We start from the raw sequence: 14,517 nt of genomic DNA on the forward strand, positions 1-14,517 counted from the left end.
TCCGGCAAACAACGGCGGGACAACGGCGGGACAGCAGCCGGACAGCGGGACGGCGGCCGAGCAACGCGACCGCAGCCGTGCGACGTCCCCCGGGGAGCGGGACTCTGCCGAGCCGGGCCTCGCTCCCCCGGGGAGCCGGCTAGCCGAGGAAGGACAGCCGGACCGTACGGCGCGGGTTGTCCCGGTTGGTGTCGACCAGCACGATCGACTGCCAGACGCCCAGGGCGAGTTGGCCGCCGATGACCGGCAGGGTGGCGTGCGGGGCGACCAGTCCAGGGAGGACGTGGTCGCGGCCGTGGCCCGGGCTGCCGTGGCGATGGCGCCAGCGGCTGTCGGAGGGGAGCAGGTCACGCAGGGCCGCGAGCAGGTCCTCGTCGCTTCCGGCGCCGGTCTCGATCACCGCGACCCCGGCGGTGGCATGCGGGACGAAGACGTTCAGCAGCCCGTCCCGCCCGGGGGCGGTGGTGTCCAGGAAGGCCGCGCAGCGGTCGGTGATGTCCAGGGCGACCTCAGCGGTGCCGGTGGTGATCTCGAAGGTGATGGAGTGGAAGTTGTCCGCCATGGGGCCATCCTTGCCCACCCCGCGTCGCCGTGGACGACAGGGCTCGCCGTACGTCAGGTCGGGGCCGCCGGGCGGTCGTCCCGCGACGGCCCCGAGGGGGCCCGACGGGCTTGGCCGGCCGGGGAGTTGGCGTCGGGCCGGTGGGGCGGAACCGCGTCCGGTCAGCACGAGGACCCGACAGACCGTCCGGTCCGTCGGGTCGACCGGGACCCGCAGGGAGCGGGCCTTGAGTCTCAGCCCCGGCTGCCGAACAGGCTCCGCTTCAGCCTGCGGAGCGGGGCCAGCAGCAGCACCCGCGTGGTGCGGCGCCGCGAGGCCGGACTGGCCGCGCCGCGCGGCGTCAGCTCTCTTATCAGACCCAGCGCCTCCGCCGTGTCCACCGCCGAGAGCGCCGGAGCCCCCAGCACCGACAGGTGGCGGTCGATCCGGCGGCCGGTCGCACCGACACCGCACTGGATCGCCGGCACCCGGGGCCGACTCCGTACTTGCATCTGTTCCATCTGTTTCCCACCCCTACGAGGCGCCAGGGCCGTGGCGAAGACTATCCGTGAGAGACGGCCTTCGCGCAACCGTCCTGGTGTTCTGCCACCGTATCGTGCGCAGCGAACTGACGCTTCACCAGGTACCCGTGGGCTCGGTCACGACTGCGCATCAACCTGACGTACCGCCGGGGGGAATGCCACCAGGTCAACCTGCCGATCGCCGACCGACCCCAGCACGGCAGCGACCTGAGGTGAAGGCAGAACCCCCGGCGTGCGGGTCAGCCGAGCCGCGCCAGGCGCACCACCGGCCCTCCGCCCGGACCGCCGCCGGGCCGTGGCGGGTCGAGCAGCCCGGAGACCCCGACCCCGCACAGGCCGAGCCCGGTGAAGGTGACCAGGGCGAGGACGACCAGCCAGGATCCCGGCGAGGCCCAGCGCACCAGGTGGGCGTAGCGGAGCAGGCCGACCAGCCCGAGCACCCCGGTGCCGACCAGGGCCGCCATCCCGTTGCGCACCCGGCGCAGCTCGGCCTCGCGCAGGCTGAGCAGCAGGGCCACGCCGAAGGCGAGGCACCATGCGCCGATCACCCGCACGTCGAGGGCGCTGACCCGCCAGGGCCAGTACCGGGCGAGGACGTCCGGCACGGTGTAGAGGAGGAGGCCGGTGGCGGTGGCGGCCAGCCCGTTGCCGGCGATCGGCCCGGCGACCCACCAGGGCAGCCGGGGCGGCCGGGGCGCGGGCTGCCCGCTCCGCGCCCGCCAGCGCTCGTTCCGGCGCCACTGCGCGCCGAGCGCGATCAGCCCGACGACCGGCGCGGCGGTGTGCACGCCGAGCCAGGCCCAGGCGGAGAGGACGGCGATGGCGCTGCCCTTGGTCAGCTGGAGCGTGCCGCGTCCGAGCAGGCAGGCGCCGAGCATCAGCAGCATGAGGAGCGAACTGGCCGCCACGGCCACCCGTACCTTCACCCACTGCTCGGTGCACAGGGCCATGGCGAGCATCACGCTGCTGCCGCCGTACGCGGCGCCGAGCAGGGTCGCGGTGACGGGCGACATCCGCCAGGCGAACAGGTCGCCGGTGCCGCCGCTGAACAGGGTGAGGCCGAGGAAGAGGTACCCGGCGCCCACGAGCAGCGGCGCCAGCAGCAGCCCCCGCAGCACTCCGCTGACCACTGGGCTCGGGTTCGACTGCGGGCTCACGGGCGGCTCCCGGGGGCAGGAGGAGACGGCGGGAAGGGCACGGCGGGAGCGAGACGGCAGGCAGGGGACGACGGCAGGCGGCGGCGCGCAGGACCGGGGACACCGACGGCAGCCTTGTGAGACTTCCCGTCAATATAGGAGTCGATCCCAAGCCCGGCAATGGCTCGCGCAGTGGGTTCAGGAAATGAACACATCCGGGGGATTGACGCCCTCGCTCCTTACAAGCAGTATCTCTAGCAACGCGGACACCCGGACCACACTCCCGGTGTCCCCCGGTCGGATGAATTCACCCCGACCCGGCAGAGTTCGACAGATGAAGAACTTCCGACACCAGCCGTGAGTCACTGCCCGGCCGCCTCAACGCTGCGGCGACCCGGCTACGGATGGTGTACGGACCGGCGGCCGACCGTTGAGGGTCGGTCGGGCCGCCACCGGACTGCCGGTGCCGCCGCTCGAACGGCGCGGCACCGGCGGTCGCTTTTTCCGCCGGTAGCGCGCCGGGACCGAGCCGGGACTGAGCCTCTACGCCACTCTTCCGTTGCCTGTACGTCACCGAATACCCACTGTGCGTGCATCGCAGCTCACTACAGTGAAACGAGCGGTACCGAGCGCCCTACCGACAGCCCAGCGCCCATAGCGGAGTGAAGCCAGCGTGAGTCCCCTCCTGAGCATCGTGCTGCCAGTGCACGGGGTGGAGCCCTTCCTCCCCCGCTGCCTCGACTCGCTCGGCTTGGGTGCCGCCAGACCGACCACGGACGGCACCGCCCCGGACGCCGAGGCCGAGGCGGCGGACCGGGCGGTCGGCGCCGAGGTCGAGGTGATCGCGGTGGACGACCGCTCCCCCGACGGCTGCGGCGCGATCCTGGACGAGTACGCGGCCCGCGACCCCCGCCTTCAAGTCCTGCACCTGGCCGAGAACCAGGGGCTCGGCGGCGCCCGGACGGCAGGTCTGGCCGAGGCGCGCGGCCGGTACGTCTGGTTCGTGGACAGCGACGACTGGCTGCCCGCCGGCGCGCTGGCCGCGGTCGTCGCCGAGCTGCGCCGCGAGCACGACAGCGACCGGCCGGTGGACGTGCTGCTCACCGACTTCACCCACGTCTACCCCGACGGTGCCACCGAGCCCAACCCGTGGCGCCACCTGCTGACCGGCTCCCCGCTCGCCGAGGGCTGCACCGCGCGCGAGCAGCCGGGTCTGATGCAGACGGTGATGGCGGTCTGGAACAAGGTCTTCCGCCGGGAGTTCCTGCTGGACCTGGACGTCTCCTTCGGGCGCGGCTACTACGAGGACATCTCCGTCACCTACCCGGCGATGGTCACCGCCCGCCGCCTGCGCTACCTCGACCGGTCCTGCTACACCTACCGGCGCGGCCGCCCCGGCGCGATCACCAACACCGCCTCGCCCAAGCACGCGGACGCCTTCGCCCAGTACGATGCGATCTTCACCTTCCTCGACCGCAAGGGGATCGGCACCGCCGGCCAGGACGCCCTGCGCAACCTGGTCTTCGACCGCACCGTGAAGCAGGCCCTGACCATCTACGACACCCCCGGACTGGTCCCGACCGGACTGCGCGGCGACTTCTTCCACCGGATCGGCCGGCACTTCGACCGCCACCGCCCGGCCGGCTACCGCTACCCCGCCGGGCTGCGCGGCATCCAGTACCGGCTGGTGGCCACCGGCTCCCGGCGCACCTACAGCGAACTGCGGCGCACCAAGCGGATTCCGCGCTCCCTGCGCCGCCGGGCCAGGGCGATGGCGCCGACCGTCCGCAAGGGGGTGCGCAGCGGAGCCAGGTACGCGGCGTACAACACCTTCCGGCGGCTTCCGCTGGACGAGAACCTCGCGGTCTACGCCGCGTACTGGCACCGGGGTTACGCCTGCAATCCGGCCGCGATCTACGAGAAGGCCCGGGAGCTGGCGCCGCAGGTGCGCGGGGTCTGGGTGGTGGAGACCAGGGCGCAGGCGGCCGGGCTGCCCGCCGGGGTGCCGTACGTCGTGGTGAACACCCCGGCCTATCTGCGGGCGATGGCGACCGCCAAATACTTCGTCAACAATGTCAACTTCCCGCACACCATGGCCAAGCGGCCCGGCACGGTGCACGTGCAGACCCAGCACGGCACTCCGCTCAAGAGCATGGGCATGGATCTGCGGCAGTATCCGATCGCGGCCGACGGCATGGACTTCGACCGGCTGCGCGAGGCCGTGGACCGCTGGGACTTCCTGGTCTCGCCCAACCCGCACACCAGCGAGCACTTCAGCCGCGCCTTCCCCGGCCGGTACGAACTGCTGGAGACCGGCTACCCGCGCAACGACCTGCTCGCCGAGGCGACGGCCGCCAAGGTGGCGGCAGTGCGCAGGCTCCTCGGCCTGGCGGAGGGTCAGCGGGTGGTGCTGTACGCGCCGACCCACCGTGAGGGCCAGGGCGGTTACCTGCCGCTGCTGGACGTCGGCGAGCTGGCCGAGCGGCTCGGCCCCGGGTACACGCTGCTGGTCCGCACCCACTACTTCCACACCGGCGGCGCCGGGGAGCCGGCGGCCGGGGCCGGGGCCGCGCGGATCGTGGACGTCTCGGCGCACCCGTCCGTCGAGGAGCTCTGCCTGGCCGCCGACGCGCTGGTCACCGACTACTCCTCGGTGATGTTCGACTATGCGGTGCTGGACCGTCCGATGGTGGTCTTCGCGCCGGACTGGGCCGAGTACTGCCGGGTGCGGGGCGTCTACTTCGACCTGCTCGCCACGCCGCCGGGCGCCGTCGCCACCGAGACCGCCGAGGTCGCCGACGCCCTGCTGGCCGGTGATCCGCAGCCGGGCGCCCGGGCGGCCTTCCGCGAGCGGTTCTGCCCCTGGGACGACGGCCGGGCCGCCGAGCGCGTGGTCCGCCGGATCTTCCCGGTCACGGCGCCTGCCGACGGGAGTTCGGCGTATTCGACGGCGCGGGACACCGCACGAAGCGGAGGACAGCAGGCCGCACTGGCCTCCGGCGGCTGAGCCGCACCACCCACCGGACCGGCGGAATCGACGGACCACCGTTGTCCGTTGATCCGCCCTTCAGAGCGGGCCGAGGCCGGCTTCCTCCAGGTCGAGGGCGTGCTGGAGCTTGCCCCGGACGGCGTCGCCGACCTTGTGTTCGGTGTAGAGGCGCTGAAGTTCCTGGGACTCGACGGCGATCAGGTCGCGGCGCAGCCGGCGGTAGGCGGTGACGGTCACCGTGTCGGTGTCGGCCTCCTGTCCGGTGATGGCGAGTTGGGCCTGGTCGATCCTGGACTGGAGGTCGCGCCGCATCCGGTCGGCGACCACCGGCGGGACACCGTCGGTCTCGGTCATCTCCTCCAGCCGGTCGAGCGCCGCGACCAGGATCCGGTTGACCGTCCGGGCTTCCTCACGCGCGGTGTCCTCCGGCTCCAGGGCGATGCCCGAGGCCCGGACCACCGGTGCCAGCGTGAAGCCCTGGACCACCAGCGTGAAGGCGACCACCGAGGTGGTGAGCACCAGCACCAACTCCCGGTAGGGCAGGCGCGTCCCGTCGACGGCGACCAGCGGGATGGTGAGCGCCGCCGCCAGCGGCATCACGCCACGGGTGCCGGCCCAGGTCATCACCGCCGGCACCCGCCAGTTCAGCGGCCCCGCCAACTGCGTCTGCTGGATCCGCTGCCGGTGCATGAACCAGGCGGTCGGGCCGATCCAAAGCAGCCGGATGACGATCAGGGCGAGGGCGATCAGCAGCGCCTGCCAGATCCAGCCCCACTTCTGACCACCCGGATCACCCGCCGTCCCGAGCCGGTCGATCATGCCGGGCAGTTCGAGGCCGATCAGGGCGAAGACCACGCTCTCCAGCACGAACACGACCGTCCCGTAGACGGCGTGGACCTGGAGCCGGATCCGGGCGTTGGTCAGCCGGTGGCTCTGCGCGCCGAGGGCGACCCCGGCCACCACCACGGCCGTGACGCCGGAGGTGTGCAGGTCCTCACCGATCACATAGGCCGCGTACGGGGTGACGAGCGCGGTGACGGTCTCCAGGACCGGGTCCTCGGTCCGGCTGCGGATGTACGCCACCACGGCCGCCACCGCACCGCCCACCAGCGCACCGCCGCCCGCCAGCAGCACGAACTCCCCTGCGGCGGACGGCAGGGAGACCGACCCCGCCGCCACCGCCATCGAGACCGCCACCTTGAACAGCACCAGGCTGGTGGCGTCGTTGAACAGGCTCTCGGACTGCACCAGGGTCTGGAGCCGGGGCGGCAGGGCCAGCCGCCGCCCCAGCGCGGTGACCGCCACCGGGTCGGTGGAGGCCAGCACGGCGCCCAGTACGAAGGCCATGGCCGGCGGGAGCGGAGTGAGCGCCCCCGCGATGGCACTGACGCTGAACGCGGAGGCCAGCACCAGGCCGAGGGCAAGCACCGTGACGGGCTGCCAGACGGCGCGCAGCTCGCGCCAGGAGATCTCCTCCGCCGAGGCGTAGAGCAGCGGCGGGAGCACGGCGACGCTGATCACCTCGGGGGGCACCCGGATGCTCGGCACGAACGGCAGGGTCCCGACCAGCACTCCCGCCACGACCAGCAAGGACGGCGCGGGGATGCTCCACCGGCGGGCCCCGGTGGCCACCGCCGTGGCCAGTACCACCAGCAGCAGGACGGTCGTGATCCCGCTCATCGGACGCTCTCCCGGTGGCCGGTTCCGGTCCCCTGGGCGGTCGCCGGCCTGATCTCCGGTCTGAGCTCTGCGCTGCACTCTGCTCTGACGACTCGCAGACTCACCTGAGCGGGCCTCCGGGCTCGGGCAGGCGGGGTGTCGACGTGGCGTCACCCCGCTGATCATCGGTTTCGCGTACAACCATACGCAGTCCGTGACGAGGATCGCAGGGGTCCGCAGACCGGTTCGGTGGACGCCCGACGGGGTTCATGACGTAATCTGCGGTCTGACCTCGGCCCAGTCACGAGTCCGGGGATGTCGGTCGGCCAGGGAGGGCCCATGCTCAACCTCATCACCAAGCTCGTGCTCAAGCCCGTGGCGAAGGCGCTCTACCGCCCCGTCATCGAGGGGCTGGAGCACGTGCCGCGCAAGGGTGGGGTGATCCTGGCCAGCAACCACCTGTCCTTCATCGACAGCGTGGTCATCCCGTTGACCGCACCGCGTCAGGTCTACTTCCTGGCCAAGGCCGAGTACTTCACCGGCACCGGCCTCAAGGGCGCGATCTCCCGCTCCTTCTTCACCAGCGTCATCAACGCGGTACCCGTCGAGCGCGGCACCTACCGCTCGGCGGCGGCCTCACTGGAGCAGGCGCTGGACATCCTGCAACAGGGCAAGGCCTTCGGCATCTACCCCGAGGGCACCCGCTCGCTGGACGGCCGCCTCTACCGGGGCAAGACCGGCGTGGCCTGGCTGGCCCTGACAGCGGGTGTGCCCGTTGTCCCGGTGGCGCTGGAGGGCCCGGCGGACATCCTGCCGGTCGGCAAGCGGATTCCCCGGCTGCGGAAGGTGACGGTCCGTTTCGGCGAGCCGCTGGACTTCTCCGAGCTGCACGGCCAGGCCCGCAGTGCCAAGGCCCGCCGCCAGGTCACCGACGAGGTGATGGCGGCGATCCACGAGCTCTCCGGGCAGGAGCTGGCCGAGACCTACAACGAGCGGCCGATCGCCGCCTGACCGTTCAGCGGCCGGCCCTGCACCGGTCGGCCGTTGAGCGCCGCCCGGCCGTTCGCCGGGTGGGCGTCCCGTACGGACCCGTTCACCGTCCGGACCTCCGCCGGGACATCGTTCGCCTGCGCACCGCCTCGGTGCTGACCGCCCGCCGGCTGCTCCCGCCGCAGCAGGGCCGCGTAGCGTCCACCCAGCGCGAGCAGCTGCTCGTGGGTGCCCAGCTCGGCGATCCGGCCGTGGTCGAGGACGGCGATCTGGTCGGCGTGGCGGACGGTGGAGAGCCGGTGCGCGATGGTGATGGTGGTCCGGCCGGCGGCGAGCGCGTCGATGGCCTGCTGGACGGCACGCTCGGTCTGGTTGTCCAGGGCGCTGGTGGCCTCGTCGAGGATCAGGACGGGCGGGTTGCGCAGGATGGTCCTGGCGATGGCCAGCCGCTGCTTCTCACCGCCGGAGAAGCGGTAGCCGCGCTCGCCGACCACGGTGTCGTAGCCCTCCGGGAGGTCGGCGATCATGTGGTGGATCTGGGCCGCCTCGGCGGCGGCGACCAGTTCGGCGTCGGTGGCGTCCGGTTTGGCGAAGCGCAGGTTGTCGGCGACCGAGGCGTGGAAGAGGTAGGTCTCCTGGGACACCACGCCGATGGTCTCGGCCAGGGTCTCGAAGGAGAGTTCGCGGACGTCGGCGCCGTCCAGGGTGACCCGGCCGCCGGTGACGTCGTAGAGCCTGGGCACCAGGTAGCTGAGCGAGGTCTTGCCGGAGCCGGTCTCGCCGACCACCGCGAGTGAGCTGCCCGCGGGCACCTTGAGGTCGATACCGGTCAGGGTGGGCTGCGGCTGCTCGGGGTGGTAGCGGAACTCGACGTTCTCGAAACCGACGTCACCGCGCGCCCGGCCGAGCCGGACGGGGTGCGCCGGCTCCTGGATATCCACCGGCAGATCGAGGTACTCGAAGATCCGCTGGAACAGCGCCAGCGAGGTCTGGACGTCCACGCCGGTCGACAGCAGGCTCACGGTCGGCCGGAACAGGCCCTGCTGGAGCGAGACGAAGGCCACCAGGGTGCCGATCGAGACGATCGGTGCTCCGCTCGCACTGGCCAGGCCGGCGGCCCAGTAGATCACGGCCGGCATCGCGGCCATCACGATCCCGATGGTGGACATCCGCCAGCGCCCGGCCATGCTGGAGCGCACCTCCAGCTGGGCCAGCTCGGCGGACTGGTCGGTGAACTCCCGGGAGAGCGAGTCCGAGCGGCCCATGGTGCGGCCGAGCAGCACTCCGCTCACCGAGAGCGACTCCTGGACGGCCGAGCTCAGCACGGCGAGCTGCTTCTGCCGCTCGCCGGTGATCCGCTTGCGCTCGTTGCCGACCCGGCGGCTGATCCAGACGAACACGGGGAGCAGGAGCAGCGAGACGACGGTCAGCCGCCAGTCCAGGGCCACCATGGCGACCACGCTGGCGATCACGGCGGTCAGGTTGGAGACCAGCGAGGTCGCGGTGGAGGTGACGGTGGACTGCATCCCGCCGATGTCGTTGGCGATCCGGGACTGCACCTCGCCGGTGCGGGTCCGGGTGAAGAAGGCCAGCGACATCCGCTGGAGGTGGCTGTAGACGGCGGTCCGCAGGTCGTGCATCACGCGCTGGCCGACGGTGGTGGAGATCAGCGTCTGCAGGACGTTGAAGATGCTGTTGACCACGGCCGCCGCGATCATGCCGAGCACCAGGAGGCTCAGCAGCCCGGTGCGGCCCTGCGGGATGGCGGTGTCGAGCACCGCGCGGAGCAGGAACGGGGTCGCGACGGAGACCACGGCCGAGGCCGCGACCAGCAGGCCGACCACGGCCAGGCGACCCGCGTAGGGGCGGAAGAGGGCCAGGATCCGGCGCACCTGGGCCGGCGGGCCGGGTTCGCCCTTGGCGCGCGGCGGTGGGGTCCAGTCGAGTCTGTCGGGCTTCAAGGGCTACCTCCGGGCAGGGCGGATGCGGGCACGCTGCCAGCATACAGAGAAGAGCTCATAGTTAGCCAAGCTAATAATGAGGTTGCTTCTATTCCCGTCTCCGCCGGCAGCCTGCCCGGCCGATCTTCCAGGGCGCGGACTCCAGGAGCGTGGACTTCAGGGGCGCGGGGAACTGCGCGAAACGGCAGGATCCGAGGTGCAAGGTGCTCACCGGGCCCGGCTGAACGTCGGCGTCTTCCGACTCGCGCAGTTCCCCCGCGCCCCTAACCGGGCCCTGCCCGGCAGGATCGGCCCAGGGCCTAGTTGGGCCCGTAGCTGCGGGCCGCCTTGGAGGAGACACCGCCGAACGTGCCCGCGGGCAGCATCCGGCCGAGTGTCACGGCCGCCTTGTAGCGCTTGCTCGGCACCGAGAGCGTCCGGCCGCGCGCGAGGTCGCGCAGCGCCTCGTCCACCACGCGCTCGGCGGAGAGCCAGGCCCAGGAGGGGATGTTCGAGGTGCCCATGCCCGCGCGCTCGTGGAACTCGGTCCGGGTGAAGCCGGGGCAGAGCGCGAGCAGGCGTACTCCGGTGCCACCGAGGTCGCGGGCGATGCCCTGGGTGAAGCTGACCATCCACGCCTTGCTGGCGCCGTAGGTGCCGCGCGGCACGAAGGCCGCGACCGAGGCCACGTTGACGATCCCGCCGAAGCCGCGTTCCCGCATGCCCGGGACGGCCGCCATGGTCAGCCGCAGCACCGCCTCGATGTGCACCTTGACCATGTCCAGCTCGGCCTGGAGCGGGACGGAGAGGAACCTCCCCTTGTTGCCGAACCCGGCGTTGTTGATCAGGATGTCGACCGCCCGCTCGGAGTCCCGCAGCCGCTCCTCGACCGCGGCGATCCCCTCCTCGGTGGCCAGGTCCGCGGTCAGGGTCTCCACCTGGACGCCGTAGCGCTTGCCGAGCTCGGCGGCGGCGGCCTCCAGCCGTTCGGTGTTGCGGGCGACCAGGACCAGGTCGCGGCCGTCCTTGGCGAGGCGGCGGGCGAAGGCCGCGCCGATGCCGGCGGTGGCGCCGGTGATGAGGGCAGTCGTCATGTGCAGACCGTACTCGGTGGTAAGCACCCCGCGACAGTTCGGCGGAACGGCCCCGCCCGGTCGCCGTCCGCGCGCGACGCGAGGTCACGCGCGGACGTGTCCGACCGGGCGGTGGCGCTGGCGTTCGGCGAACCGACAGCCGGGCTGACCAGCCGTCACCGGACGTGGTTGCGGCTGCGGCTGGATGGCTCCGCGTGCTCGCGAGGTGGCCGCTACTCGGCCGGGGCGCGACGGTTCGCCGTGTCGGCGGCGCCGCCCGCGCCGACGGCGCGCAGGCGGGAGGCCGCGGTGGCCCTCAACTGCGGGGCCAGCCGGGCGATGTCGCGGGCCCCCACGGTGGCGACCAGGCTCGGCAGGACCCAGCGGACCGGCTGGATGCCGCGCAGCCACGCCTGGGCGTACACGTGCGGGGAGCGGCGGCCGATCCCGGCGACCAGCCGCTCCACCGCCGGGGCCAGCGGGTACGTCTTGTTGGCCGGCCAGGGCAGGCGGGCCCGCATCTGGGCCAGCACGGTGTCCTGGTCGGCGCCGCGCACCATATCGGTGTCGGTCCAACTCAGGTAGCCGACGCCCACCTTGACGCCCTGGTAGGCGACCTCGGCGCGGAGCGAGTGGGCGAACGCCTCGACGCCCGCCTTGCTGGCGCAGTAGGCGGCCATCAGCGGCGCCGGGGTGATCGCGGCCAGTGAGGCGATCTGCAGCAGGTAGCCGCCGCTCTCGACCAGCGCGGGCAGGAAGGCGCGGGCGGTGGCCACGCTGCCGAGCAGGTTGACCTCGATGACCCGGTCGAAGGCGCGCGGGTCGCTGTCCAGCAGCGGGCCGCCGATGGCGATACCGGCGTTGGCGACCACGGTGTCGATCCGGCCGTGGCGGTCCTGGATCTGCCGGGCTACGGCGGTCAGCGCCTCCAGGTCGGTGACGTCCGCCTCCCAGGAGGTGGCGGTGGGGCCGCACTGGGCGGCGACGGCCTTCAACTCCTCGGGCTCCAGGCCGACCAGGGCCACCTCGGCGCCGCGCTGGGCCAGCCTGCGGGCCAGCAGCGCGCCGACCCCGCGGGCGGCCCCGGTGACGACCACGACCTGTCCCGCGATCGGCGGAGTCGTACTCATGCGCTCACGCTCCTGGCTTCCTCGGCACTGAGTTTGACGGCCCGTCGGATCTCGGCGGCGACCTCGACCGGGCGCTCCACGGGCGACATGTGGCCGATCCCGGGGAGTTCCAGCAGCCCCTGCGGATCCGGCAGTGCGGCCAGCATGCGGCGGGCGTGCACGGGCGGGGTGAGCCGGTCGTGCGTGCCGACGACCACGACGGTCGGCGCGGCCAGCTTGGCCAGCTGCTCCCGGACGTCCAACTCGCCCAGCACCGTGGCCCATTGGCGGCGCACCCCGGTCGGGCAGGCGTGCACCACCCGGGCGGTCGCCTCGACCCGTCCGCCCGGGGTGGCCGGGCCCATGGTGCTGTACTTGAGCATCGCCCTGCTGACGGCGGTCACCGGGCCGAGCGGCAGCCTGGACTGCAGGATCCGGCGGTGCAGGAAGCGCCGCAGGCCGGGCGGGCGGACGGTGGACGGGACGACGTTCAGCTCGGCGAGCAGGTCGCTCGGCCCGGTGCTGATCAGGACGGCCGCGGCGGTCCTGCTCGCCACCTCGCCCCGGTCGGCCGCGGCCATGATGGTCATCCCGCCCATGCTGTGTCCGGCCAGCACCGCCCGCTCCCCCTCCGGGACGAGCCGGGTGAGCACCGCCTCCAGGTCGTCGGCGAGCCTGGCGGTGGAGTAGCCGACGGCGGTCGGCGGGATGTCGCTGCGGCCGTGGCCGCGCTGGTCGTACGCCACCACCCGGTGGTCGGCCGAGAGTTGGTGGATCACCGGGGCCCAGAAGACGGTCGAGCAGGTCCAGCCGTGGGCGAGGACCACCAGCGGCGCGCCCTCGGGGCCGTGTGCCTCGGCGTGGATCCAGTGGCCGTCGGCGGAGCGGATGCGGTACTCCTCGGCGGGTGTCGGAAGCACGCAGTCGGCGGCCACCATCCGGCCGGACCGGCTGTGGGCGCCTGCGGGTGCGGACTTCATGCGGCGACCTCCTGGGCCACGGGGGCGGTGCGCTTGAGGAGTTCGTACTCGGCGAGGTCCACCCGGCGGGTGGCGCGGCGGAAGGCGCTGGTGCTGCCCGGCCACGCGACGCTGTTGCGGCCCTCGGAATCGAGGTACCAGCTGCGGCAGCCGCCGGTGAGCCAGACGGTGCGCTGCATCCGGTGCTGGACCTCCAGGTTCCAGTGCCGCTGCGCCCGCACGGTGGGCTGCATCGCGGTGGCGCCGACCGCCTCCAGGGTCTTCAACGCATCGACTATGTAGTTGAGTTGGGACTCGATCATGAGGATCATCGAGCTGTTGCCGAGGCCGGTGTTGGGGCCGATGACGAAGAAGAGGTTGGGGAAGCCGTGCACGGTGGATCCCCGCAGCGCCTCCATTCCGCCCTTCCACTCCTCGGCGAGGCTGTGCCCGCCGATCCCGAACACCCGCTCGGCGATGGGGAGATCGGTCACGTGGAAGCCGGTGCCGAAGACGATCGCGTCGGCCTCGGCCTCGCTGCCGTCCGCGGCAACCAGGGTGGAGCCGCGCACCTCGGCGAGAGGGGAGGTGATCACCTCGGCGTTGGGCGCGGCGAGCGCCGGGTAGAAGGTGTTGCTGAGCAGGATGCGCTTGCAGCCGATCCGGTAGTCCGGGGTCAGCCGGGCCCGCAACTGCGGGTCGGCGATGCCCCGTTCGAGGTTGCGCACGGCCATCTGCTGGACCACGCGCAGCGCGCCGGGACGGCGGGTGAAGGCGCCGACCTGGAGTTCGCGCATCGCGAAGACCGAGGCCCGGCGCAGCATTCCGGTCGGCGGGACCTTGCTGTGCAGCCACTTCTCCAGGACCGAGATCTCCCGGTCAGCGCGCGGCAGGACCCAGGCGGGGGTGCGCTGGAAGACCGTCAGCCTGCCGACCACGGGCTGGATCGCGGGGACGATCTGGGCCGCCGAGGCGCCGGTCCCCACCATCGCGACCCGCTTGCCCCGGAGGTCGAAGTCGTGGTCCCAGCGCGAGGAGTGGAAGACCCGGCCGGGGAACTCGGCGAGTCCGGGCAGGTCGGGCATCTGCGGGTCGGCCAGCGGCCCGGAGGCGGAGACCACGGCGTCGGCGGTCCAGACCCCGGCGCCCGTGCTGACCCGCCAGCGGGTGTGCTCCTGCTCCCAGCGCAGTTCGGTCACCTCGGTGTTGAACCGCAGGTGCGGGCGGAGACCGAAGGTGTCGGCGACCCGCTCCAGGTAGGCGCGGATGTCCGGCTGGTGGGAGAAGCTGCGCGGCCACTCGGGGTTCGGCGCGAACGAGAAGGAGTACAGGTGCGAGGGCACGTCGCAGGCGCAGCCCGGGTAGCTGTTGTCGCGCCAGGTGCCGCCGAGCGAGTCGGCCCGCTCCAGGATGACGAAGTCGGTGATCCCGGCGCGGCGCAGGCGCACTCCGGCGCCGAGACCGCCGAAGCCGGAGCCGATCACGGCGACCCGGACGTGCCGGGTGGCGGGCGGATCGTCGAGCGCGGACGGCTGCTTGGTGCGCTTGGGGCTGGATGCCATGCGGCGGCCTCCTGGAG

The 14,517-nt window shown here is 72.6% G+C and carries 11 protein-coding genes; 2 read left to right on the forward strand and 9 right to left on the reverse strand.

The window, feature by feature from the left end; translation table 11 throughout:
- Positions 1 to 139 precede the first annotated feature (139 nt).
- The 3 genes from UK12_RS00800 to UK12_RS00810 form a co-directional block, all read right to left on the reverse strand.
- Complete coding sequence (locus UK12_RS00800; RefSeq protein ID WP_045298259.1) at positions 140 to 562, reverse strand: YjbQ family protein; 423 nt, start codon at positions 560 to 562, stop codon at positions 140 to 142.
- A gap of 233 nt (positions 563 to 795) precedes the next feature.
- Positions 796 to 1,029 (reverse strand): hypothetical protein, encoded by a 234-nt coding sequence (locus tag UK12_RS00805; protein ID WP_045298261.1) that lies wholly within the window; start codon positions 1,027 to 1,029, stop codon positions 796 to 798.
- Between the two features lie 293 nt (positions 1,030 to 1,322).
- Entirely contained in the window at positions 1,323 to 2,240 is a 918-nt protein-coding gene (locus UK12_RS00810; RefSeq protein WP_156178477.1) for a hypothetical protein, read from the reverse strand.
- 652 nt (positions 2,241 to 2,892) lie between these two features.
- Between UK12_RS00810 and UK12_RS00815 the strand changes: the two genes are divergently transcribed.
- Entirely contained in the window at positions 2,893 to 5,226 is a 2,334-nt protein-coding gene (locus UK12_RS00815) for a bifunctional glycosyltransferase/CDP-glycerol:glycerophosphate glycerophosphotransferase (protein ID WP_052681295.1), read from the forward strand.
- A gap of 60 nt (positions 5,227 to 5,286) precedes the next feature.
- On the opposite strand, the gene UK12_RS00820 is transcribed toward UK12_RS00815, so the two are convergent.
- On the reverse strand, positions 5,287 to 6,888 hold the full coding sequence (locus UK12_RS00820; protein WP_045298263.1) for a Na+/H+ antiporter: 1,602 nt from the start codon (positions 6,886 to 6,888) through the stop codon (positions 5,287 to 5,289).
- A 318-nt stretch (positions 6,889 to 7,206) separates the two neighbouring features.
- Between UK12_RS00820 and UK12_RS00825 the strand changes: the two genes are divergently transcribed.
- Positions 7,207 to 7,878 (forward strand): lysophospholipid acyltransferase family protein, encoded by a 672-nt coding sequence (locus tag UK12_RS00825; protein WP_052681298.1) that lies wholly within the window; start codon positions 7,207 to 7,209, stop codon positions 7,876 to 7,878.
- Here UK12_RS00825 and UK12_RS00830 read toward each other — a convergent pair.
- The 5 genes from UK12_RS00830 to UK12_RS00850 form a co-directional block, all read right to left on the reverse strand.
- Entirely contained in the window at positions 7,851 to 9,818 is a 1,968-nt protein-coding gene (locus UK12_RS00830) for an ABC transporter ATP-binding protein (RefSeq protein WP_082119181.1), read from the reverse strand. The two genes, UK12_RS00825 and UK12_RS00830, sit on opposite strands and share 28 nt — an antisense overlap.
- Positions 9,819 to 10,117: 299 nt before the next feature.
- Positions 10,118 to 10,891 carry an SDR family NAD(P)-dependent oxidoreductase gene (locus tag UK12_RS00835; RefSeq protein WP_045298483.1) on the reverse strand — a complete coding sequence of 258 codons (774 nt, stop codon included), beginning with the start codon at positions 10,889 to 10,891 and terminating at the stop codon, positions 10,118 to 10,120.
- A 212-nt stretch (positions 10,892 to 11,103) separates the two neighbouring features.
- The gene (locus UK12_RS00840) at positions 11,104 to 12,000 is read right to left on the reverse strand and encodes an SDR family oxidoreductase (protein ID WP_045298265.1); all 897 of its coding nucleotides are present in this window, start codon (positions 11,998 to 12,000) and stop codon (positions 11,104 to 11,106) included.
- Entirely contained in the window at positions 11,997 to 12,959 is a 963-nt protein-coding gene (locus tag UK12_RS00845; RefSeq protein ID WP_082119182.1) for an alpha/beta fold hydrolase, read from the reverse strand. The genes UK12_RS00840 and UK12_RS00845 overlap by 4 nt, the downstream gene beginning before the upstream one ends.
- Positions 12,956 to 14,500: a flavin-containing monooxygenase gene (locus UK12_RS00850; RefSeq protein WP_197084437.1), complete on the reverse strand. Its 1,545-nt coding sequence runs from the start codon at positions 14,498 to 14,500 to the stop codon at positions 12,956 to 12,958. Before UK12_RS00850 ends, UK12_RS00845 begins: the two co-directional genes overlap by 4 nt.
- Between the last annotated feature and the right edge of the window lie 17 nt (positions 14,501 to 14,517).

Origin of the sequence: Saccharothrix sp. ST-888 (assembly GCF_000955975.1) — a bacterium.
Classification (GTDB): domain Bacteria; phylum Actinomycetota; class Actinomycetes; order Streptomycetales; family Streptomycetaceae; genus Kitasatospora.